Genomic DNA, 20,945 nt, shown 5'->3' with positions numbered 1-20,945 from the left:
CACAATCAGCGCATGGTGACGAACCTCGTCCAGGCGCGCGACCTGGTCGTCGTGCGCGGCGGGCACGAGGTCCTGCCGGGCATCTCGCTGGACGTGGCGGCCGGGGTGACCGGCCTGCTCGGGCCGAGCGGCTGCGGCAAGACCACCCTCATGCGGTGCCTGGTGGGCGCGCAGCGGGTGCGGTCCGGCACCGTCGAGGTGCTCGGTGAGCCGGCGGGCAGCCGGCACCTGCGCACGCGCGTCGGCTACGTCACCCAGTCGGCGAGCGTGTACGACGACCTGACGGTCGCGGAGAACCTCGCCTTCTTCGCCCGTGTCCTCGGCGTCGACGACGGCCGGGTCGACGAGGCGGTCGCCGCGGTCGGGCTCCACGAGCACCGCTCGCGGGTCGTCGGCCGGCTCTCGGGCGGGCGCAGCCGGGTCAGCCTCGCGGTCGCCCTGCTCGGGACCGCGGAGCTGCTGGTGCTGGACGAGCCGACGGTCGGCCTCGACCCGGTCCTGCGACGTGACCTGTGGGAGCTGTTCCACCGGATCGCAGCGACGGGGGCGGCCGTCCTCGTGTCGAGCCACGTCATGGACGAGGCCGAGCGCAGCGACCGGCTGCTGCTCATGCGCGAGGGCAGGATCATCGCCGACGGGTCGCCGCAGCAGATCCGCGAGAGCACCGGGGCACCCGACGTCGAGCAGGCGTTCCTCCGCCTGGTCGAGGGCGAGGAGGGAGCGCGATGAACCCCCGGGTCACCCTCGCGGTCGCCGGCCGGGTGCTGCGGCAGGTCCGCCGCGACCACCGCACCCTCGCGATGCTGCTGGTGGTCCCGTGCGCGCTGATCAGCGTGCTGTGGTGGATGTTCGAGGACCTCGACCCCACCCTGTTCGACCGCTTCGGGCCGGGCCTGCTCGCGATGTTCCCCTTCATCGTGATGTTCCTGGTGACGAGCGTGACGACGCTGCGCGAGCGCTCCTCCGGCACCCTCGAGCGGCTGCTGACGATGCCGCTGGGCAAGCTCGACTTCCTGCTCGGCTACGCGTTCGCGTTCGGGCTGCTCGCCGCGGTGCAGTCGGCGCTGGCCGTCGCCGTCAGCGTCGGGCTGCTCGGCCTCGACGTGCAGGGGCCGGTGTGGCTGCTCGGGGTGGTCGCCGTCGCCGACGCGGTCCTCGGCACCGCCCTCGGGCTGCTGGTCAGCGCGTTTGCGACCACCGAGTTCCAGGCGGTGCAGTTCATGCCCGCGCTCGTGCTGCCCCAGGTCCTGCTGTGCGGGCTCTTCGTGCCTCGCGAGGCGATGCCGCAGGTCCTCGAGGCGATCAGCGACGTGCTGCCGCTGTCGTACGCCGTGGACGCGATGCAGGGCCTCGTGGCCAGCACCGCGACCGGCGAGGTGTGGGGCGACGTGGCGGTGGTCGCGTGCTTCGCGCTGGCGGCGCTCGCGCTCGGGGCCGCCACGCTCAGGCGCCGGACGCCCTGACCCGGGTGAAGAGCCACGCGCCGGTGGCGAACAGCCCGGCGTACATCGCGGTCAGCATGACGACGTCCGCGACCGAGGCCGCCACGTCGTCGGTCGCGACCATCACCACCGCCGCGACACCGGCGGCGACGGTCGCCAGCGCCGCGGCGCCCAGCGCGTACGCCATCCCGCGCGGGCGCAGGCGCGTGGCGAGCGCGACGACCAGCAGGACCGCGGGCGCGGCGAGAAAGACCCAGTCCCGGTCGCCGTCGCCGATGATCCCGAGGGCGCCGATGCCGAGGAGCAGGAACAGGACCGTGCCGACCGACACGGCCATGGCGATCGCGTAGCGCGCGGTGGGCGAGGACGGGCTGGTCAGGGTCGGAGTCATGGCACCGACGCTAGGCCCGCACCCCGTCGGAACGGGTGGAGGAGGTGTGAAGGTTCGGCGGGGATCGGCGTAGCCTGCACGCATGTCGTTGCTCCGCCAGCCGATCCTGCTCCTCGCCCGCAGCCAGGGGGTCAAGCGGCTCGTCTCGACGATGCCCGTCTCCAGCGGCATCGTGACGAGCTACGTCCCCGGCGAGACCACCGGGTCGGCCGTCTCGGCGACGCAGGTCCTCGTCGACGACGGCCTGCGGGTGACCCTCGACTACCTCGGCGAGGACACCACCGACGCCGCCCAGGCCGAGGCGACCGTCGTGGCCTACAAGGAGCTGCTCGCCGACCTCACGGCCCAGGGTCTCGCCCCCCACGCGGAGGTGTCGGTCAAGCTCAGCGCGATCGGCCAGTCACTCCCCGACAACGGCCACAAGATCGCGCTCGAGAACGCGCGCGACATCTGCCGTGCCGCCCGCAACGCCGGCACCACGGTCACCCTCGACATGGAGGACCACACCACCACCGACTCGACGCTGGCGATCCTGCGCGAGCTCCGCAAGGACTTCCCCGAGACCGGCGCGGTGCTCCAGGCGATGCTGCACCGCACCGAGGCCGACTGTCGGGCGCTGGCCTACGAGGGCTCGCGGGTGCGCCTGTGCAAGGGCGCCTACATGGAGCCCGAGGACGTCGCCTTCCAGGACCGGATCGACGTCGACAAGTCCTACGTGCGCTGCCTCAAGGTGCTGCTCGGCGGCCAGGGCTACCCGATGATCGCCACGCACGACCCGCGGATGGTCCAGATCGCCTCGTCCCTCGCGAGCCGCTACGGCCGCCAGCCCGGCACCTACGAGTTCCAGATGCTCTACGGCATCCGGCCCGAGGAGCAGAAGCGCCTCGCCGCCGCCGGCGAGACCGTGCGGGTCTACATCCCCTACGGCACCGAGTGGTACGGCTACCTGATGCGCCGCCTGGCCGAGAAGCCGCAGAACCTCGCCTTCTTCGTCCGCTCCCTGGTCTCGAAGAGCTAGGTCCGGCCCCGCCGCGCAGTAGGTTGGCGCCATGAGTACAGCCATCATCGGTGCCGGCGTGATGGGCGAGACCCTGCTGTCCGGCCTCGTGCGCGCGGGCCGTCGGGTCGACCAGCTGATGGTCGGCGAGAAGCGTCCCGAGCGCGCCCGCGAGCTCGAGGAGCGTTATGGCGTCGCCGTGGTCTCCAACCGTGAGGCGGCCGCGAAGGCCGACACCGTGGCACTCGTCGTCAAGCCGCAGGACATGGGCGACGTCCTCGACGAGATCGCCCCCCAGCTGCGGGCCGGGCAGCTCGTCGTGTCGCTGGCCGCCGGCATCACGACCGACTTCATCGAGTCCCGGGTGCCCGACGGCGTCGCGGTGGTGCGGGTCATGCCCAACACGCCCGCCCTGGTCGACGAGGGCATGGCCGCGATCTCGCCCGGCTCCCACTGCGACGAGGCCCACCTCGCCGAGGTCGAGTCGCTGATGGCCTCCACCGGCAAGGTGCTGCGCATCCCCGAGAAGCAGATGGACGCCGTCACGGCGATCTCCGGCTCGGGCCCGGCCTACATCTTCTTCGTCGTCGAGTCGATGATCGAGGCGGGCGTCCACCTCGGCCTCCCGCGCGCCACCTCGACCGAGCTGGTCGTCCAGACCCTCGTCGGCTCGGCGGCCATGCTGCGCGAGACCGGCACCCACCCGGTGGTGCTGCGCGAGCAGGTCACCTCGCCCAACGGCACGACGGCCTCCGCCCTCCGCGAGCTCGAGATCCACCGGGTCCGCGCGGCGTTCCTCGCCGCGATGGAGGCCGCCCGCAACCGCTCCCGGGAGCTCGCCGAGGGATCCTGACCGGCACCCGCGCCGTCCGAGGGGCATGACGCCGCACCCCGTACGCCGCCTCGCGGCCGTCGCGCTCGCCGTCTGCCTGTCCGCCTGCGGTCCCGCGGCGACGCCCGGCGGTCCGGGGCGAAGCGTGGAGAGGGTCGCAGGGCAGGGCGCGACCTGGGCGCGTGTGCCCGACATCCCCCTCTCGCCGCGCACCGACCCCGTCCTCGCCTGGACCGGGTCCGAGGTGCTGGTCGTCGGAGGCAACACCGGCTCGATCTGTCCGCCGTACGCCGATTGCACCACCCCCACGGAGCTCGCCTCCGACGGCGTCGCCCTCGACCCGGCGACCGGCACCTGGCGCCAGGTCGCCCCGGCGCCCGTCGGGGTCTGGAACAGCTGGGGCGGCGGCCACGACTCCGTGGTGGTGGGCGACCTGCTGGTCGTGCGGGGGACCAGGGACACGTCGTGGCGCGGCTACGACGTGGTCGGCGACGCGTGGTCGACGCTGAGCCCACCGCCGGGTTTCGAGGGGCGGCTCGTCGCCAGCGGGGACCGGCTCTGGGCGCGCTCGGGCAGCCGCATCCTCAGCTGGGACCCGGTCGCCGACGCGGTGCGGCTCGAGGCGTCGTACGCACCGCAGCGCCCGCTGCAGGACACCCAGCTGTTCGTCACGCCGGCCGGCCCCGTGCTGGCCGGGGTCCGCTACGGCGAAGCGGCGCCCGACGAGCCGACGCTCACCCAGGTGGACGTCCCGGACGGCGCGGGGGGCTGGCGACGGTTCGTCACCGGCCAGGTCGGCTGGCTCGGCCACTGGGACGGGAGACGGCTGGTGGGGGTCGAGCCGGGTGAGGTCGACGGTGGCGAGGTCAACGCGTGGGACCGCGCCTACCCGTTCGCCGGCACCCTCGACCCGCGGACGGGGGACTGGCAGCCGCTGGACGTGCCGCGGGCAGACCTGTCGTACACCGGATGGCGGGTCTCGGCGGCGGCCGGGAGCCGGATCGTCAGCCTCGGACACCTCCTCGACACCCGTACGGGCGCCTGGGTCGCCCTCGACCGTCCCGACTCCGGGCTCGACCACAACCTCGCCGCGACCTGGGCGGACCAGCGGCTCTTCGTCCTCGGCGGGGTGGACCAGGAGGCCGGCTTCGAGTCCCCGGCCGCTCCCGAGGCCTGGTGGTGGACGCCGCCTGCCTGATCGTGGGTGCCGCGTACCGGTGGACCGGGAGGCCCGCCGCCCGCCGTCTGGAGTAACGTCCGCCACATGGAGTGCGTCGGGCCCACGTCAGTCGTGTTCGACCAGACGCTGACGGAGTACAACTTCGGGCCCACCCACCCGATGTCGCCGGTCCGTGTCGACCTGACGATGCGGCTGGCCGAGGAGCTCGGCGTCCTCGAGCTGGTCAAGCGCGTCGACGCGCCGGTCGCCACCGACGAGCAGATCGCCACCGTGCACGACCGGGGACTCATCGACGCCGTCACCCGTGCCGGGGCGACGCCGGGCTTCGAGGACGCCTCCCGCGGTCTCGGCACGGAGGACGACCCGGTCTTCGCCGACATGCACCTGGCCAGCGCCCACGTGGTCGGCGCGACCCTGGAGGCGTTCCGTCAGGTCTGGAGCGGGGAGTCGCTCCACTCGGTCAACATCGCCGGTGGCCTGCACCACGCGATGCCCGAGAAGGCCAGCGGGTTCTGCATCTACAACGACGTCGCGGTCGGGATCAAGCAGCTGCTCGCCGACGGCGCCGAACGGGTGGCCTACGTCGACATCGACGTCCACCACGGCGACGGCGTGGAGAAGATCTTCTGGGACGACCCCCGCGTCCTGACGGTGTCGCTGCACGAGACCGGGCAGATGCTGTTCCCCGGCACCGGCTTCCCCTCCGACACCGGCGGCCCGGGCGCCGAGGGCACCGCGGTCAACGTCGCACTGCCGCCCGGCACTTCCGACGCCGGCTGGCTGCGCGCCTTCCACGCGGTCGTGCCGCCGGTGCTGCGCGAGTTCGCCCCCGAGGTGCTGGTGACCCAGCACGGCTGCGACTCCCACATGAACGACCCGCTCGCGCACATGATGCTGAGCATCGACGGCCAGCGCGCGGCCTACCTCGCGCTGCACGAGCTCGCCCACGAGGTCGCGGGCGGACGCTGGGTCGTCACCGGCGGCGGCGGCTACTCGATCGTCGACGTCGTGCCGCGTGCCTGGGCGCACCTGCTCGCCATCGCCGCGGGCCGTCCGCTCGACCCCGCCCTGCCGACGCCGCCGCGCTGGCGGGCGTACGTCACCGACGTCGTCGGCGCGACCGCCCCGCACCGGATGACCGACGGCCGCACTCCGGCCTACCGCGACTGGTCCGCGGGCTACGACCCCGAGACGTGGCTGGACCGCGCGATCAACGCCACCCGGACCGAGGTCTTCCCGCTGCACGGCCTCGACCCGCTGCCCTGAGGCAAGCCGACACGCCGCCAGTCCCACAAGTTTCTCTGGCATTCCTCTTCCCCACGCGTCACGCGAGCCCTATTCTCAGCGGAAGCGGCACGCCTGTGACGCCGGCGCGGAAGCCGGCGCCGTCGCCGCGCAGAAGGATCGGTGGACACCATGGCTGAGAACACCCCTGGCGACATGTCCGAGGCGCAGTTCCTGACCATTGCCGAGGTCGCGGCGAAGATGCGCGTCTCGAAGATGACGGTCTACCGTCTCGTCCACGGCGGCGAGCTGCCCGCGGTGCGCGTCGGTCGCTCGTTCCGGGTCACCGAGGACGACGTGAACGAGTACCTCCGCAAGAGCTTCTACAACGCCGGCTGACCCCCGCGGGACGCGATTCCTCCGTCCGCGCACCAGGCAAGTAGGGTGTGCGGGTCCGACCGACGAACGCCGGTCGCAAGGAAAGGTCTGATCCACGTGGGTTCTGTCATCAAGAAGCGGCGCAAGCGCATGGCCAAGAAGAAGCACCGCAAGCTTCTCAAGAAGACGCGCGTCCAGCGCCGCAAGCTCGGCAAGTAACACCCCTCGACCATGGGGCGGGTCGTGCTGGTCACCGGGATCTCCCGGGACATCGGGCGACGCTTCGCGCGCGCCGCGGCCGGCGACCCGTCCATCGATCGAGTCATCGGGGTCGACGTCGTCCCGCCACGGGGTGACATCGGGGACGTCTCGTTCGTCCGCGCCGACATCCGCAACCCCGTCATCGCCAAGGTCATCGCCAAGGAGGACGTCGACACCGTCGTCCACATGAGCCTGATCGCGACGCCGGGCTCCGCCGGCGGCCGCGGGACGATGAAGGAGCTCAACGTCATCGGCTCCATGCAGCTGCTCGCTGCGTGCCAGAGGTCGACGACCGTCGAGCGCCTGGTGGTCAAGTCCACCACCACCGTCTACGGCTCCAGTCCTCGTGACCCCGCGATGTTCACCGAGGACATGGGGCCCAAGCGCCTGCCCTCCTCGGGCTACGGCAAGGACGTCTTCGAGATCGAGGGCTACGTCCGCGGGTTCGCGCGCCGCCGCCCCGACGTCGACGTGACGATGGTCCGGGCGGCCAACGTCGTCGGCCCGCACGTCTCGAGCCCCCTCACCAACTACTTCCGCCTGCCCGTGGTGCCCCGGGTCCTCGGCTTCGACCCGCGCCTGCAGTTCCTCCACGAGGACGACCTGCTGCGCGTGCTGCGGCACGCCGCGGTCACCGGCATCCCCGGCACCTTCAACGTCGCAGGCGACGGGCTGATGACGCTGAGCCAGGCCGTACGACGCCTCGGCCGGCCCTCCGTCGCGCTGCCGAGCTTCGCCGTCGGCCGCCTGGGCGCGACCATGCGACAGGCCCGCATCTCCGACTTCTCGCCCGAGCAGCTGGGGTTCCTGACCTACGGTCGAGGCGTGGACACCACCCGGATGCGCACCGAGCTCGGCTTCGAGCCGAGGTTCACCACCGCCGAGGCCTTCGCCGACTTCTGCCGCGAGTTCCCCTCCGCCCCCGGTGCCCGCCACGCGGCTCCCCACCCGGACCACGAGAGCCAAGGAGCCGGTCGTGCCTGACGAAGCCCGCCGCAGCGAGGACGCCGTCGTCATCCCGATCGGCACCGGCGGCCGGCCCGGTCGCGGGTCCGGCAGCGCCCGCCCCTCCTCGGCCGCCCGCAACCTCGCCCCGTCCGGCTCGAGGTCGTCATCGGCGAAGGCCGCACCGCGCAGGACCCCGAGGGCGTCCCGGCCCGAGGCGCCCGCCCCCGAGCAGTCCGGCGCCCAGCAGCCCGCCGCCGAGCCCCCCGCGGGCGACGACGCGACGACCCCGCCTCCCGCCGCCGCGGCACCGACGACGGGCATCCCGGTCGGGGAGTGGCTCTCCGCCCTGCAGGCGGCCGCGCACGAGGTCTTCGGCGAGGACTGGGAGCGCCGCCTCGCCGAGCTGATGGCGTTCGTGCGCCGTCGGCTCGAGGGCGACTACGACGTCGACGACTACGGCTTCGACCGCGAGCTCACCGAGCGCTTCTTCATGACCGCGCTGCGCCCGATCGCGGAGAAGTGGTTCCGCCTGGAGGTCCGCGGCCTGGAGAACATCCCCGCCGAGGGCGGGGCGCTCGTGGTGTCCAACCACTCCGGCACGGTGCCGCTCGACGGCCTGATGACCATGCTCACCGTGCACGACCACGCCGGTCGCTTCCTGCGCCCGCTCGGGGCCGACCTGGTCTTCCGGCTGCCGGTCGTCAGCTCGCTCGCACGCAAGGGCGGCGCCACCCTGGCCTGCATCGAGGACGCGGAGCGGATGCTCGCCGGCGGCGAGCTCGTCGGCGTGTGGCCCGAGGGGTTCAAGGGCATCGGCAAGCCGTTCAGCGAGCGCTACAAGCTCCAGAGGTTCGGACGCGGCGGGTTCGTGTCGGCGGCGCTGCGCACCGGGGTGCCCATCATCCCGCTCTCGGTGGTCGGCGCCGAGGAGATCTACCCGCTGGTCGGCAACGTCCCGTCGCTGGCGCGGCTGCTGGGCGTGCCCTACATCCCGATCACGCCGTTCTTCCCGTGGCTGGGTCCGCTCGGGATGGTGCCGCTGCCGTCGAAGTGGATCCTCGAGTTCGGCGAGCCGATCCGCACCGATGCCTACGACGCGGGCGAGGCGGAGGATCCGATGCTGGTCTTCAACGTCACCGACCAGGTGCGCGAGACGATCCAGCACACGCTCTTCGACCTGCTGCGTGAGCGAGACGGGGTGTTCAGCTAGCCCGCAGCGGTCAGGGCAGCAGACCGCCCGTCCCCTCGCCGAGGGTCCCGCCCGTTGCTCCGTCGATGCTGCCGGTCACCTCGCCGATGAGTCCGCCGGTCGCGTTGTCGATGTCGGTGGTCAACCCGCCGACCGCGCCGCCGGTCGCGCCGTCGACCCCGCCGAGGACTCCACCGGTGGTGCCGGTGACCGTCTCCGTGACCGTCTCCGTGACCTCCTCGACCGGCGTCGTCGGCGGGATCGTGGTCGACTCGGTCGCGGTCGGGCCGGGGGGCGTGGGGGTCGGGACCGGGGCCGAGGGCAGGCCCGCCGTCGGCACCGGCTGCTGCGGGTCGAGCTCCTCGGGCACCGTGATGCCGGTGAGGTCCTGGCCCGAGATCGGGGCGGCCTCGAGCGTGAGGTCGTCCGTGTCGAGACCGGCCAGCAGGTCGGTCGGAGCGCTCGCGAGCAGGAAGTCGGGCACCGTGGTCAGGTCGCCGGTGCAGGCGCGGCAGGTGTTGCTGATCTCGAGGTCCAGGTCGCTGAGCGTGCGGCCGGCCGCGACGAGCTCGTCGCGGGCGCTCTCGGGCAGCTGGTCCTCGAGGGCCGCGAGCCGCTCCATGCTCGAGGTCGTGAAGTCGCGGGCGTCCTGGGCGTCGTCCTCGCGGCCGGTGGACTCGTACGAGGTCAACAGCGTGCGCACGCCGTCGCCGGACTGGCGGGTGAAGCTGTCGAGGGTGTCGGCCAGCAGCTGCTCGCCCGCGTCGCCGGCCGCCAGCTCCTCGACCTCGGTGAGCCGGGTGCCGGCCTGGGCGAGCAGGGCGCGCCCGCGGGCGGCGTCGTCGGTCGCGAGCCGCACCTGCGCGGACTCGATGCCGCGCTTCACGCCGTACAACGACTCACCCGGCAGGGCTGTCTGCGCGGCCACGGCCATCGTCGCGGCGGAGCCCACGAGGGCGGCCCCGCCGAGCAGTGCGCCGAGCCGTCGCTGGCGGGTGCGGGAGGCCGCCGGCATGGCGAGCCGCTCTGGTGCGGGGGGCTGGCGCACCAGGACCGTGTCGGCCTCCTCCATCAGGCGCTCGCGCAGCGACGAGACGAACTCCGTACGTGGGACGGGCTGGGGGACGGCGCGCAGGTCGGCGACGACGTCGAGGAGGGCAGAGAACCGCTCGGCGTCACGCCCCGTGAGCGGGGCGTCGGGGTCTCGGGAGAGCAGTGCCTCGAACTCGTCGGCACGCCGTCGTGCCGAGAAGGCGGGTGTCATCGCGATCGTCCTGTCTCACTGCGGGTGGTTCCTCCCACTCGGACGAACGAGCCAGGCGAGGCCGGGGTTACGGGGTGTGTCACGCGTCTCTCAACCCCTCCGGCAGCAGCTTGGCCAGGTTGCGCACGCCGCGCAGCTGCAGCTGCTTGACCGCACCGTCGGAACGGTCGAGGGCGAGCGCGGTCTCAGCGATCGACAGCCCCTGCAGGAACCGCATGACCAGGCACTCGCGCTGCTCGGTCGGCAGCTGGGTCAGCGCGGTGAGCAGCACCTCGTTGGTGAGCCCCGCGATGACGGTGTCCTCGGGGCCCTCGGTGGCGTCGTCGTGCGGCGTCATGTCCTCGGTGGTCATCTCCAGGCGGGTCCGGCCGGCCTTGAAGTGGTCCGTGGTGAGGTTGCGCGCGATCGTCATCAGCCAAGCGCCGAAGTCCTTGCCCTGCCACCGGAAGCTGTTCATGCTCCGCAGGGCCCGGAAGAAGGTCTCGGAGGTCAGGTCCTCGGCCAGCGTCTGCGAGCGGGTGCGGTGGTGGAGGAAGCGGTAGACCGCGAGGTGGTAGTGGTCGTAGAGCAGGCCGAAGGCCTCCTTGTCACCGGCACGGGCCAGCTCGACGAGGGCGATGAGCCGCTCGCGCTCCGCCTCGTCGACCTCCGAGGACGTGGCCCGGTCCTCGTCGCCGACGGGGCTCGACCCGGGCCCCGGGCCCCGGCCTGCTCCGACCGATCCGCGCGCGGGCAGCGGCGCGGAGCCGGGCACGGCGGTCTCGGCGAGCAGGACCTGCCCGGCGAGCTGGGGGGACAGCACGGCGAGGACGGCGCGCCGCAGCGCGTCCATGCCCTCGTCGAAGGCATGCTGAAGGTCGTCTGGTGACCGCATGCGGTGTCCCCTCCCGGTTGCAGCATCATCCACGATAGGCCGCACCGCGGGTCTTGTGAACCCGTGAGTAACTTCGAGTTACGTCTCAGGCTGAGCGGTCGCGGCCTCGCACGCCCACCCCGGCGGCGACGGCTCCGGTGAGCGCCCCTGCGACGGCGGCGCCGAACAGTCCCACCCGCGCCGCCTTGCGCCCGGTGCGGTAGTCGTGGATCCGCCAGCCGTGTGCGCGGGCGTGGGCCCGGAGGCGGGCGTCGGGGTTGATGGCGCAGGGGTCGCCGACCATCGACAGCATCGGCAGGTCGTTGCTCGAGTCGGAATAGGCCGAGCATCGTGCGAGGTCGAGGCCCTCGCGCGCGGCGAGCGCCTTGATCGCCTCGGCCTTGGCCGGGCCGTGCAGGAGGTCGCCGACGAGCTGGCCGGTGTAGACGCCGTCGACGTGCTCGGCGACCGTGCCCAGCGCGCCGGTGAGGCCGAGGCGGCGGGCGATGATGGTGGCGATCTCGATCGGCGCGGCGGTCACCAGCCACACCCGCTGGCCCTCGTCGAGGTGCAGCTGCGCGAGGGCGCGCGTGCCGGGCCAGATCCGGTGGGCCATCGCCTCGTCGAAGATCTCCTCGCCGAGCTCCTCGAGCTCGGCCGTGGTGTGCCCGGCGATGAAGGACAGCGCCGAGTTGCGGGCCTCGGCGACGTGCTCGGGGTCCTCGACTCCGACGATCCGGAAGTAGGCCTGCTTCCAGGCGGCCGAGGCGATCTCGCGCGTGGTGAAGAACTGGCGGCGGTGCAGCCCGCGGGCGAAGTGGAAGATGCTCGCGCCCTGCATCACGGTGTTGTCGACGTCGAAGAACGCCGCAGCGGTGGGGTCGCTGGGGGTGAGGAGCGCGTTCTCGACCTCCGCCGAGGCCGCCGCCGCCTCGCCCGCCAGCGCCGAGCGCTGCTGCAGGTTGAGGCGTCGCGGTCGCTCGGACGGGGTCACCCGCCCAGCCTAGCTGTGGAAGGATCGGCCCATGCCGCGCAACGACATCTCCGCGTTGGTGGCCGAGGCCGCCGCGGACGTCCCCGACCGGCAGGCCCTCGTCGAGAGCGGCGGCCGCTCGCTCACCTGGGCCCAGCTCGAGGACGAGGTGGCCCGTCTCGCGACCGGGCTCGGCGCCCACGGCGTACGCGCGGGGCAGCGGGTGATGATCGTCGTCGGCAACCGGATCGAGTTCGTCACCACCTACCTCGCGGTGCTGCGCGCCCAGGTGGTCGCGGTGCCGGTGAACCCGCGGTCCACGGCCGGCGAGGTCGCCCGGATGATCGCCGACTCCGGGTCGCGCCTGGTGGTCGTCGACGAGCGGGCGGTCGACGTCGTACGTGCAGCGGTGGCCGAGCTCGACGCCGATGTCCCCGCTCCCACCGTCGTCGTCACCGGCACGGCCCCGGCCGACGGCGAGGTCGCCCTCGGCGACCTGCGCGCGGACGTCGTACGCCCGGTCCCGCCGCTCCCGGACCCGGAGAAGCTCGCGGCCCTGCTCTACACCAGCGGTACCTCCGGGCTGCCGCGCGCGGCGATGCTCAGCCACCGTGCGCTGCTGGCCAACATCGAGCAGGTCGCGGCCGTCGAGCCGCCGATGATGCACGGCGACGACGTGGTGCTCGGCGTGCTGCCGCTGTTCCACGTCTACGGTCTCAACGCCGTCCTCGGCGGGGTGCTGCGCCACCGCGCCCGGCTGCTGCTCGTCGAGGACTACGACCCGCAGGCGGTGCTCGACCTCATCGACGATGAGGCGTGCAGCGTCGTGCCGATCGCACCGCCCGTCTTCGCGCACTGGCTGCCCGACGAGCACCTGCGCGAGCGCCTCGGCCCGGTCCGGCTGGTGCTGTCGGGCTCGGCGCCGCTCGAGCCGGAGGTGATCGAGCAGTTCACCGCGCTCACCGGGATTCCCGTGCACCAGGGCTACGGGCTCACCGAGGCGGCGCCGGTCGTGACGAGCACCTTGTGCAGCACCGAGCCGCGGGCGGGCTCGGTGGGCGCGGCCCTGCCCGGCATCGCGCTGCGCCTCGTCGACGAGACGTGGGGGCAGGTCGAGGGCGAGGACCCCGGCCAGATCCAGGTCCGCGGCGACAACCTCTTCAGCGGCTACTGGCCCGACGGGGCCGACGGCCCCGACGCCGACGGCTGGTACGCCACGGGCGACGTCGGCTTCCTCGACGCGAGCGGTGACCTCTTCCTCGTCGACCGGGTCAAGGAGCTGATCATCGTCAGCGGCTTCAACGTCTACCCGACCGAGGTCGAGGACGTGATCCGCGAGGTCGACGGCGTCGCCGACGCCGCCGTGGTCGGCGCGCCGGACGCGGAGACCGGCGAGGCTGTCGTGGCGTACGTCGTCCCGTCCCGCCCGATGACCCACCTCGAGGACGCGGTCCGGGCGCACGCCGTCGTGCGACTCGCGCGCTTCAAGCAGCCGTCGCGCATCGAGGTCGTCGACGAGCTGCCGTTGACCGCGACCGGCAAGGTGCAGAAGGGCCGGCTGCGCGGGATCGAGCGCCGACGCGTCCAGGGGCTGCTCGAGTGACCGCCCCGCGCGTCACCCTCTACTCCCGGCCCGGGTGCCACCTCTGTGACGACGCCCGGGCGGTCATCGAGGCCGTGTGCGCCGAGCTCGGGGAGTCGTACGAGGAGGTCGACATCACCACAGACGACGACCTCGAGGACCGCTACGGCGACGAGATCCCGGTGACCCTGGTCGACGGGCGCCAGCACGACTTCTGGCGGGTCGACGCCGCGCGGCTGCGGGCGGCGCTGGGGGGCTGAGCCCTGGCTGCCGGCGCGTTCGTCAGGACGGACGGCGCGCGATGACGAGGTCGATCGCCTGCGCACAGTCGTCTGCCTCGAGGGTCGGTGCGAAATCCTCTTCGTCCCATGTCCGCCCCCGGCGGAGCCACACGCTCCGGAGCGAGAGGCCGTGGGCGCCGGCGATGTCCGCGCGAGCCGAGTCTCCGATCACCCAAGCGCCCTCGAGCGTCTCGGATGCGGTGGAGGCCGCGAGGTGGAAGATCTCCGGCGACGGCTTCTTGACCCCTGCGGCTTCCGAGATGACACAGGCGTCGACCTCCTCGTCCAGCCCGGTGAGGCGCAGCTTGCGCTGCTGCTGCTCCACCGTCCCGTTGGTGACGATGACCACCGTCCAGCCGGTAGTGCGTGCGCGCCTCACGGCGTCGACCACACGCGGCTCGAGCTCGAGGTGGTCCGCCATCCCCCAGCGCAGGTCGTCCACCAAAGCGGCGAAGGCACCAGGGCTCAACCGGAACCTCTCGCGCACCGACTCCGCCAATCCGTCGCGGGGGGTGTAGCCGTCAGCGTCCGCTTCGACGAGCCCCGTGACGGCCTCGTCGTCGTCGCGATGGTGGTCCCGGCAGAAGGCCTCGGCCCACGCGAGGAACGCGGCCGCACGGTCCACGAGGGTGTTGTCGAGGTCGACCATCAGGAGCGGCACGTGCGGATCGTAGTGATCACGGGAGGACGTGCTTGTGCCCCCGCCATCGTGGGGACTGGCGGGGTGTGGGGCGGGGTCATCGTCGGCGGGGGCGTGGGATGCCGGGTGGATCGGGTGGGTCGAGCTCGGTGGTGCCGGTGTGGTCGCGTCGGTAGCGGTAGCCGTGGGGAGCCGTCCACTCGAACACCCCCGGCGCGGAGGCTTCGTATCGCCAGCCCGAGTGGGTCTTGAGGCGGTGGTGGAAGCGGCAGAGGGCGGCGAGGTTGCTCGTGGTGGTGGGTCCGGGTTGGGGTCTGCCCTCGGCATCGGCGTGCTCGTCCCACGGCACGACATGGTCGATGTCGCAGCCGCGGGCGGGGCGGCTGCAGTTCGGGAACACGCACGTGCGATCCCTCAGGATGATCTGCTCGCGGATGCGGTCCGGGATGTCGTAGCCCTGCGCGGTCAACGGGGTGTTGAGGTCGATGACGGGCTTGATCGTCACGCTCGTGTGGGTGTCGCCGCACCAGGCCTGGATCTGCTCGAGGAGCACGAGCCGCTGGCCGTTCTCCATCCGCCCGGTCGGACCGAACACGGTGGTGTCGCCGGACAGGGTGGCGTCGAAGTGGGCGTGGATCACCATCTCCCGCGCCGGCGGCAGACCATCAGTGTCTGCCGGTCCGGTCGCGCCCGAGGCGTGGAGGTCCAGTGCGGTCTGGGTCCGGGCGAGGTTCCCGAGAGCCTTGGCCCGGCGGGCGTCGAGCGACAGCTGCGAGCCGAGTGCCTTCTGGGTGGCGGCGTCGTGCGCGACGGCGCGGTCGAGGTCGAGGGCGTCGGCGAGGTCGACCTCGGCCTCGATGCGCATGGTGCCGGCGAAGTGGACGTCGTCGTCATGCACCGTCACGTGGCGCGGGTCCACCGACAGGTAGCCGTCCTCCGGATCGGCTGTCGGGTCGGCGACGGCGAGGTCGTAGCGCTTGATGGTCTCGGCGACGAGCCGGTCGAGCTGCGCGGGACCGATCCGGCCGGCGACGGCGGCGACCTGGGCGTCGACGAACCCCGCCGCCTCACGGGTCAGGACGGGGTTTGTGTGGATGGTGGTCTCGGCGACCGACCGCGCCCGCCACGCAGGCACACGCCCTGCGTGGACCTGGTCCCAGAGCCGGGGGAGGCGGTGGCGCAGCTCGAGGGCGTGGCCGATGAGCTTCTTCGCCGCAGTGGTGCTGATGCCGAGGACGGTGCCGAGCTCGGCGATGCAGAACTCCGCGACCAGGGGCGTACCGTCGCCGGCGATGGGCTCCTCGTGCTCGCACCCCGGCACAGTGAACGCGGCGGCGGAGTGGATCGACTCGGGCGGGTGCAGGTCCGCCCACTGCGCGGCAAGGACGAGCTGGCGGGCGGCCGCGGTGTTCTCGGCGGCCCGCTCCAGCCGGATAGAGGCGAGCAGGTCGGAGGCGGCGAGGTCCTCGACCTCACCTGCTCCGGGCCCTGCAGCGACTTCGATCATGTGTTCGACCCTACGCGAGCCCACCGACACTGACCATGGCTGTGGACGGTAAGTGGCCTACGACTTTCGACGGGTCTCGTGACGCGACTTCGTCGCTCCTCGACCGGCGGGGGCGGGGGTCTCGTGACGCGACTTCGTCGCTCCTCGACCGGCGGGGGCGGGGGTCTCGTGACGCGACTTCGTAGCTCCTCGACCCCCGCGAGGCGGGCGCGGTGCAAGGCCTCTGATATGCCCTGCGGCACCCCTCGCGCAAGTCGGGTGACCCCCGCGTGAGGTGGGTCTTCTCACATGTGCTAGCCACCCCTGTTCTCGTTTTGTTCTCCCGTTCACAAACTCCTACAGTGGCGGGGTCCGAGCGAGATTCGCGCGGACTGGAAAGAGCAGCTGTGACCGCACGGACCCCCGACTCTGCCCGGGACATCCCCGAGGCGACCGTCGCCAGGCTTCCCGTGTACTTGCGTGCCCTGACGGGCCTCGCCGAGAGCGGCACCACCACCTGCTCCAGCGAGGAGCTCGCGGCGACCGCAGGGGTCAACAGCGCCAAGCTCCGCAAGGACCTCTCCTACCTCGGGAGCTACGGCACCCGCGGCGTCGGCTACGACGTGGAGTACCTCCGCTACCAGATCGCCCGCGAGATCGGGGTGACGCAGGACTGGCCCGTGGTCATCGTCGGCATCGGCAACCTCGGGCACGCGCTCGCCAACTACTCCGGGTTCCGCAGTCGCGGGTTCCGCGTGGTGGCGCTGCTCGACGCCGACCCCGACCGCCACGAGGAGGTCGTCGCCGGCCTCGACGTGCGCTCCTTCGAGGACCTCGAGTCGATCGTGGCCGACAACGCGGTGTCGATCGGCGTCATCGCCACGCCGGCGGTCGCCGCGCAGTCCGTCGCCGACCGGATGGTCGCCGCGGGCATCACCAGCATCCTGAACTTCGCGCCGACGGTCCTGTCGGTGCCCGACGGAGTCGACGTGCGCAAGGTGGACCTCTCCATCGAGCTCCAGATCCTCGCCTACCACGAGCAGCGCAAGTCAGTGGCTCCCGGAGCGGAGGTCGTGTCGTGAGTGTTCTCGTCGTGGGCATCTCCCACAAGTCCGCGCCCGTCGAGCTGCTCGAGCGGCTCGCGCTCGACGGCGACGGCACCACCAAGCTGATCGCCGACGTGATGGGCGGCGAGCACGTCTCCGAGGCGACCGCGATCGTCACGTGCAACCGGCTCGAGGTCTACGCCGAGGTCGACCGCTTCCACGGCAGCGTCGAGGACCTCTCCGGCCTCCTGGTCGCGCGGGCGCAGCAGTCGACCGAGGCGCTGCTGCCGCACCTCTACGTCCACTACGACGAGGGCGCCGTCTCCCACCTCTTCCAGGTCGCTGCCGGCCTCGACTCGATGGTCGTCGGCGAGGGGCAGATCCTCGGCCAGACCCGCGAGGCGCTGCGGATCGGCCAGGAGCAGGGCACGGTCGGCCCCGCCCTCAACACCCTCTTCCAGCAGGCCCTGCGCGTGGGCAAGCGCGCCCACGCCGAGACCGACATCGACCGTGCCGCGCCGTCCCTGGTGACCGCGGCGCTCGAGCGGAGCACGGTCCCGGTCGCCGGCGCCCGCGCCCTCGTCATCGGTGCCGGGGCGATGGCCTCGCTCGCCGTCGCCCACCTGTCGCGCAGCGGCGCCGCGAGCATCAAGGTGCTCAACCGCACGGCCGCCCGCGCCGAGCGGCTCGCCGGCGAGTACGCCGCGACGTCCGTGCCCCCTGAGGCGCTCGGGGCCGAGCTCGCCACAGCGGACATCGTCATATCCTGCACCGGGGCGCCGGAGCCGCTCGTACGCCTCGGCGACGTCGTCACGGCTCGCGGCGGCAGCGACCGCCCCCTCACGGTCATCGACCTCGCCTTGCCCCACGACGTGGACCCGTCGCTGGCCGACCTGCCCGGCGTACAGCTGGTCAATCTCGCCGGCCTCGCCGAGGAGCTGCGCGGCCTCGAGACCACGGCGGGCGTGGACGACGTGCGGACCATCGTCGGGCAGGAGATCTCCGCGTTCCTCGCCGTACGCCGCCAGGCGAGCGTGACCCCCACGGTGGTGGCCCTGCGCTCGATGGCGACCTCGGTGGTCGACGCCGAGATGGAGCGCCTCGCCTCGCGCCTGCCCGACCTCGACGAGGCGACCCTCGCCGAGCTGCTCCACACCGTGCGGCGCGTCGCCGACAAGCTCCTCCACGAGCCGACCGTCCGGGTCAAGGAGCTCGCCGACGCCGAGCCGGCCGTGTCCTACACCGCCGCGCTGGCCGAGCTGTTCCGCCTCGACCCCGACGCCGTCGAGGCCATCTCGCGGGCAGAGGGGCAGCCATGACCACCCACGTGAGCACTGACCAGCCCCTGCGACTCGGCACCCGCGCCTCCGCCCTCGCCACGACCCAGTCCGGCCACGTCGCCGACCTCGTCCGCGAGCGGCTCGGCCGCGAGGTCGAGCTCGTCGAGGTCTCGACCGAGGGCGACGTCAACCGGGCGCCCCTCGCGTCGATGGGTGGCACCGGCGTCTTCGTCAGCGCCCTGCGCGACGCCCTCCTCGACGGCCGGGTCGACCTGGCCGTCCACTCGCTCAAGGACCTGCCGACCACGCCCGCCGACGGCATCACCCTCGCGGCGATCCCCGTGCGCGAGGACCCGCGCGACGTCGTCGTCGCCCGCGACGGCCTGACCCTGGGCGAGCTTCCGGTCGGCAGCCGCCTCGGCACCGGCTCGCCCCGGCGCGTGAGCCAGCTCGCCGCGCTCGGTCTCGGTCTGGAGCTGCAGGGCATCCGCGGCAACGTCGACACCCGCATCCGCAAGGTCCGCGAGGGAGAGGTCGACGCCGTCGTCCTGGCCCGCGCGGGCCTGGCCCGCCTCGGCCGCCTCGACGAGGTCACCGAGGTCCTCGACCCGCTCCAGATGCTCCCGGCCCCGGGCCAGGGCGCGCTGGCGATCGAGTGCCGCACCGACGACGCCGAGCTCGTCGCGTCGCTGGCCCGGCTCGACGACCCCGCCACCCGCGCCGCCGTCACGGCCGAGCGCGCGGTCCTGTCCACCCTCGAGGCCGGCTGCTCGGCCCCGCTGGGTGCCCTGGCCGAGGTCGTGGAGGGGGAGGACGGCGAGGAGCTGTGGCTGCGCGCCGTCGCGCTGTCGGAGGACGGCGTCCTCTCGGTGCGGATGAGCGCCACCGGCCCGGTGACCGAGGCCGTACGACTCGGAACACGGCTCGCGGGCGACATGCTCGACGAGGGAGCAGCAGACCTGATGACGGCACCCCAGATGACGACAGCACCTAGCAGGGACCACCAGTGAGGAAGCAGCACGCATGACGCGAGTACAGACCCCCCAGGCCACTGGCACGACTGGCAAGGGCGCGACCACCCCGGCCCAGGGGTGGGTGTCGTTCGTGGGCAGCGGACCCGGTGACCCGGGCCTGCTGACCGTACGCGCGGTCGAGCTGCTCCAGGGCGCCGACGTCGTCGTCACAGAGGCGCCCGAGCACGTCGACCTCGTCCGTACGGTCCTCGGCCTCGTCGAGGGCCCCGACGGGTTCGAGGGCGGCCCCGAGATCGTCGACGGCGGCTTCGGCGAGGACGGCCAGCCGCTGACCCACGCCGCCCGTGCCAAGGTCGTCGTGCGCCACGGCAAGAAGCAGCGCGTGGTCCGGCTGATGACCGGCGACCCCTTCCTCTACGCCTCCGGCCCCGAGGAGGCGCAGGCCTGCGTCAAGGCCGGCGTGGGCTTCGAGGTCGTGCCGGGCGTCTCCTCGGTGAGCGCCGTCCCGGCCTACGCCGGCATCCCGCTGACCACCAAGCGCCACCGCGAGATGGCCGTGGTGACCTGCGGTGAGAAGGTCGACTGGAGTGCGTACGCCGACGACCGCACGCTCGTCCTGCTCTCCGGCGTGGGGAGCATCGGCGAGACCGCCGCGGCCCTCGTCGAGGCCGGCCGCTCGCCCGAGACCCCCGTCGCGGTCACCCGCGTCGGCACCACGACCGAGCAGCAGACCCTCACCTCCACCCTCGCCGCCGTCGCGACCGACGTCCGTGCCGCCCGCGTCGCGCCGCCGGCGATCATCGTGATCGGCGACGTCGTCGACCTGCGCGAGACGCTGTCGTGGTTCGAGACCAAGCCGCTCTTCGGCTGGCGTGCCCTGGTGCCCCGCACCAAGGAGCAGGCCGGCTCGCTCTCGCGTCGCCTGCGCGAGTACGGCGCGGTGCCGGAGGAGGTGCCGACCATCTCGGTCGAGCCGCCGCGCAACCCGCTCCAGATGGACAAGGCCGTCCGCGGCCTCGTCGAGGGCCGCTACGAGTGGATCGCCTTCACCTCGGTCAATGCCGTCAAGGCCGTGCGCGAGAAGTTCGAGGAGTACGGCCTCGACGCGCGCGCGTTCTCGGGCCTCAAGATCGCCGCCGTCGGCGACAAGACCGCCCAGGCGATCGCCGCCTGGGGCCTGCGCGCCGACCTGGTGCCGACGGGCGAGCAGTCGGCCGCCGGCCTGCTCGAGGACTGGCCTCCGTACGACGAGGTCCTCGACCCCATCAACCGGGTCTTCCTGCCGCGCGCAGACATCGCCACGGAGAACCTCGTCGCCGGCCTGATCGACCTCGGCTGGGAGTGCGACGACGTCACGGCCTACCGCACCGTGCGCGCCACGCCGCCGCCGGCGCCGGTGCGCGACGCGATCAAGACCGGCAAGTTCGACGCGGTCGTGTTCACCTCGTCCTCGACCGTGCGCAACCTCGTCGGCATCGCCGGCAAGCCGCACCCGTCGACGGTCATCGCGGTCATCGGCCCGCAGACCGCCAAGACCGCCGAGGAGCACGGCCTGCGCGTCGACGTCCTCGCACCCACGCCCGACGTGGAGGTGCTGGTGGACGCGCTGGCCGACTTCGGGGCGGCCCGTCGCCTCGCGATGCTGGAGGCCGGCGAGCCCGTGACCCGGCCCAGCGAGCGGACCGCCTCGGGGCGCCGCAAGGCCCGCGCCAAGTAGCCGTCAC

22 protein-coding genes are annotated in these 20,945 nt (G+C 72.8%); 16 read left to right on the top strand and 6 right to left on the bottom strand.

The annotated features are described in order from the left end of the window. Positions 1–12: 12 nt before the first annotated feature. Entirely contained in the window at positions 13–729 is a 717-nt protein-coding gene (locus tag IE200_RS06010) for an ABC transporter ATP-binding protein (protein ID WP_191278479.1), read from the top strand. Further along, entirely contained in the window at positions 726–1,463 is a 738-nt protein-coding gene (locus IE200_RS06005; protein WP_191278478.1) for an ABC transporter permease, read from the top strand. Before IE200_RS06010 ends, IE200_RS06005 begins: the two co-directional genes overlap by 4 nt. Here IE200_RS06005 and IE200_RS06000 read toward each other — a convergent pair. Continuing rightward, positions 1,444–1,833, bottom strand: coding sequence for a hypothetical protein (locus IE200_RS06000; RefSeq protein ID WP_191278477.1), 390 nt, complete (start codon positions 1,831–1,833; stop codon positions 1,444–1,446). The genes IE200_RS06005 and IE200_RS06000 overlap by 20 nt on opposite strands. 82 nt (positions 1,834–1,915) lie before the next feature. On the opposite strand from IE200_RS06000, the gene IE200_RS05995 reads away from it, so the two are divergent. From IE200_RS05995 to IE200_RS05960, 8 genes are all read left to right on the top strand, one after another. After that, a complete protein-coding gene (locus IE200_RS05995; protein ID WP_229856168.1) occupies positions 1,916–2,851 on the top strand; it encodes a proline dehydrogenase family protein in 936 nt (311 codons plus the stop codon). A 31-nt stretch (positions 2,852–2,882) separates the two neighbouring features. After that, positions 2,883–3,683, top strand: coding sequence for a pyrroline-5-carboxylate reductase (gene proC / locus IE200_RS05990; protein ID WP_191278476.1), 801 nt, complete (start codon positions 2,883–2,885; stop codon positions 3,681–3,683). A gap of 25 nt (positions 3,684–3,708) precedes the next feature. Continuing rightward, complete coding sequence (locus IE200_RS05985; protein ID WP_191278475.1) at positions 3,709–4,860, top strand: Kelch repeat-containing protein; 1,152 nt, start codon at positions 3,709–3,711, stop codon at positions 4,858–4,860. A gap of 66 nt (positions 4,861–4,926) precedes the next feature. Further along, positions 4,927–6,108 carry an acetoin utilization protein AcuC gene (locus IE200_RS05980; protein WP_191278474.1) on the top strand — a complete coding sequence of 394 codons (1,182 nt, stop codon included), beginning with the start codon at positions 4,927–4,929 and terminating at the stop codon, positions 6,106–6,108. Positions 6,109–6,258: 150 nt separating this feature from the next. Continuing rightward, positions 6,259–6,465 carry a helix-turn-helix domain-containing protein gene (locus IE200_RS05975; protein ID WP_129454864.1) on the top strand — a complete coding sequence of 69 codons (207 nt, stop codon included), beginning with the start codon at positions 6,259–6,261 and terminating at the stop codon, positions 6,463–6,465. Between the two features lie 96 nt (positions 6,466–6,561). Continuing rightward, on the top strand, positions 6,562–6,663 hold the full coding sequence (locus tag IE200_RS05970; protein WP_008356322.1) for a 30S ribosomal protein bS22: 102 nt from the start codon (positions 6,562–6,564) through the stop codon (positions 6,661–6,663). Positions 6,664–6,675: 12 nt separating this feature from the next. Further along, positions 6,676–7,689: an SDR family oxidoreductase gene (locus IE200_RS05965; RefSeq protein WP_191278473.1), complete on the top strand. Its 1,014-nt coding sequence runs from the start codon at positions 6,676–6,678 to the stop codon at positions 7,687–7,689. Further along, positions 7,682–8,863, top strand: coding sequence for a lysophospholipid acyltransferase family protein (locus IE200_RS05960; protein WP_229856167.1), 1,182 nt, complete (start codon positions 7,682–7,684; stop codon positions 8,861–8,863). Before IE200_RS05965 ends, IE200_RS05960 begins: the two co-directional genes overlap by 8 nt. Before the next feature lie 10 nt (positions 8,864–8,873). Here IE200_RS05960 and IE200_RS05955 read toward each other — a convergent pair whose 3' ends face one another. From IE200_RS05955 to IE200_RS05945, 3 genes are all read right to left on the bottom strand, one after another. After that, complete coding sequence (locus tag IE200_RS05955) at positions 8,874–10,106, bottom strand: DUF5667 domain-containing protein (RefSeq protein WP_191278472.1); 1,233 nt, start codon at positions 10,104–10,106, stop codon at positions 8,874–8,876. Between the two features lie 79 nt (positions 10,107–10,185). Then, positions 10,186–10,980 carry a sigma-70 family RNA polymerase sigma factor gene (locus tag IE200_RS05950; protein WP_229856166.1) on the bottom strand — a complete coding sequence of 265 codons (795 nt, stop codon included), beginning with the start codon at positions 10,978–10,980 and terminating at the stop codon, positions 10,186–10,188. An 85-nt stretch (positions 10,981–11,065) separates the two neighbouring features. Beyond that, positions 11,066–11,953, bottom strand: coding sequence for an HAD family hydrolase (locus IE200_RS05945; protein ID WP_191278471.1), 888 nt, complete (start codon positions 11,951–11,953; stop codon positions 11,066–11,068). A 31-nt stretch (positions 11,954–11,984) separates the two neighbouring features. Between IE200_RS05945 and IE200_RS05940 the strand changes: the two genes are divergently transcribed. Both IE200_RS05940 and IE200_RS05935 read left to right on the top strand, forming a co-directional pair. Beyond that, on the top strand, positions 11,985–13,535 hold the full coding sequence (locus IE200_RS05940; protein WP_191278470.1) for a class I adenylate-forming enzyme family protein: 1,551 nt from the start codon (positions 11,985–11,987) through the stop codon (positions 13,533–13,535). Then, a complete protein-coding gene (locus tag IE200_RS05935) occupies positions 13,532–13,774 on the top strand; it encodes a glutaredoxin family protein (RefSeq protein WP_191278469.1) in 243 nt (80 codons plus the stop codon). The genes IE200_RS05940 and IE200_RS05935 overlap by 4 nt, the downstream gene beginning before the upstream one ends. A gap of 22 nt (positions 13,775–13,796) precedes the next feature. Here IE200_RS05935 and IE200_RS05930 read toward each other — a convergent pair whose 3' ends face one another. Both IE200_RS05930 and IE200_RS05925 read right to left on the bottom strand, forming a co-directional pair. After that, positions 13,797–14,456 carry an HAD family hydrolase gene (locus IE200_RS05930; protein ID WP_191278468.1) on the bottom strand — a complete coding sequence of 220 codons (660 nt, stop codon included), beginning with the start codon at positions 14,454–14,456 and terminating at the stop codon, positions 13,797–13,799. 76 nt (positions 14,457–14,532) lie between these two features. Further along, positions 14,533–15,942 carry an HNH endonuclease signature motif containing protein gene (locus IE200_RS05925; RefSeq protein WP_191278467.1) on the bottom strand — a complete coding sequence of 470 codons (1,410 nt, stop codon included), beginning with the start codon at positions 15,940–15,942 and terminating at the stop codon, positions 14,533–14,535. A 386-nt stretch (positions 15,943–16,328) separates the two neighbouring features. Here IE200_RS05925 and IE200_RS05920 point away from each other — a divergent pair, with 386 nt between their 5' ends. From IE200_RS05920 to IE200_RS05905, 4 genes are read left to right on the top strand one after another with little or no spacing between them, the layout of a single operon-like run. Next, positions 16,329–17,003: a redox-sensing transcriptional repressor Rex gene (locus IE200_RS05920; RefSeq protein ID WP_191278466.1), complete on the top strand. Its 675-nt coding sequence runs from the start codon at positions 16,329–16,331 to the stop codon at positions 17,001–17,003. Beyond that, positions 17,000–18,286: a glutamyl-tRNA reductase gene (locus IE200_RS05915; protein WP_191278465.1), complete on the top strand. Its 1,287-nt coding sequence runs from the start codon at positions 17,000–17,002 to the stop codon at positions 18,284–18,286. The genes IE200_RS05920 and IE200_RS05915 overlap by 4 nt, the downstream gene beginning before the upstream one ends. Further along, positions 18,283–19,257 carry a hydroxymethylbilane synthase gene (gene hemC, locus IE200_RS05910; protein WP_191278464.1) on the top strand — a complete coding sequence of 325 codons (975 nt, stop codon included), beginning with the start codon at positions 18,283–18,285 and terminating at the stop codon, positions 19,255–19,257. The genes IE200_RS05915 and hemC overlap by 4 nt, the downstream gene beginning before the upstream one ends. 13 nt (positions 19,258–19,270) lie before the next feature. Beyond that, the gene (locus IE200_RS05905; protein ID WP_191278463.1) at positions 19,271–20,938 is read left to right on the top strand and encodes a bifunctional uroporphyrinogen-III C-methyltransferase/uroporphyrinogen-III synthase; all 1,668 of its coding nucleotides are present in this window, start codon (positions 19,271–19,273) and stop codon (positions 20,936–20,938) included. Positions 20,939–20,945: the final 7 nt, after the last annotated feature.

The organism is Nocardioides flavus (ex Wang et al. 2016), from assembly GCF_014653115.1.
Lineage (GTDB): Bacteria > Actinomycetota > Actinomycetes > Propionibacteriales > Nocardioidaceae > Nocardioides > Nocardioides flavus.
The sequence above is the reverse complement of the archived record's forward strand: the minus strand, read 5'-3'. Positions and strand labels throughout refer to the sequence as shown.

Excerpts from the sequence above, each read along its gene's own strand:
- IE200_RS06010 (WP_191278479.1), top strand. The coding sequence starts at position 13 with ATGGTGACGAACCTCGTCCAGGCGCGCGACCTGGTCGTCGTGCGCGGC.
- IE200_RS06005 (WP_191278478.1), top strand. The coding sequence starts at position 726 with ATGAACCCCCGGGTCACCCTCGCGGTCGCCGGCCGGGTGCTGCGGCAG.
- IE200_RS06000 (WP_191278477.1), bottom strand. The coding sequence starts at position 1,833 with ATGACTCCGACCCTGACCAGCCCGTCCTCGCCCACCGCGCGCTACGCG.
- IE200_RS05995 (WP_229856168.1), top strand. The coding sequence starts at position 1,916 with ATGTCGTTGCTCCGCCAGCCGATCCTGCTCCTCGCCCGCAGCCAGGGG.
- proC (WP_191278476.1), top strand. The coding sequence starts at position 2,883 with ATGAGTACAGCCATCATCGGTGCCGGCGTGATGGGCGAGACCCTGCTG.
- IE200_RS05985 (WP_191278475.1), top strand. The coding sequence starts at position 3,709 with ATGACGCCGCACCCCGTACGCCGCCTCGCGGCCGTCGCGCTCGCCGTC.
- IE200_RS05980 (WP_191278474.1), top strand. The coding sequence starts at position 4,927 with ATGGAGTGCGTCGGGCCCACGTCAGTCGTGTTCGACCAGACGCTGACG.
- IE200_RS05975 (WP_129454864.1), top strand. The coding sequence starts at position 6,259 with ATGGCTGAGAACACCCCTGGCGACATGTCCGAGGCGCAGTTCCTGACC.
- IE200_RS05965 (WP_191278473.1), top strand. The coding sequence starts at position 6,676 with ATGGGGCGGGTCGTGCTGGTCACCGGGATCTCCCGGGACATCGGGCGA.
- IE200_RS05955 (WP_191278472.1), bottom strand. The coding sequence starts at position 10,106 with ATGACACCCGCCTTCTCGGCACGACGGCGTGCCGACGAGTTCGAGGCA.
- IE200_RS05950 (WP_229856166.1), bottom strand. The coding sequence starts at position 10,980 with ATGCGGTCACCAGACGACCTTCAGCATGCCTTCGACGAGGGCATGGAC.
- IE200_RS05940 (WP_191278470.1), top strand. The coding sequence starts at position 11,985 with ATGCCGCGCAACGACATCTCCGCGTTGGTGGCCGAGGCCGCCGCGGAC.
- IE200_RS05925 (WP_191278467.1), bottom strand. The coding sequence starts at position 15,942 with ATGATCGAAGTCGCTGCAGGGCCCGGAGCAGGTGAGGTCGAGGACCTC.
- hemC (WP_191278464.1), top strand. The coding sequence starts at position 18,283 with ATGACCACCCACGTGAGCACTGACCAGCCCCTGCGACTCGGCACCCGC.
- IE200_RS05905 (WP_191278463.1), top strand. The coding sequence starts at position 19,271 with ATGACGCGAGTACAGACCCCCCAGGCCACTGGCACGACTGGCAAGGGC.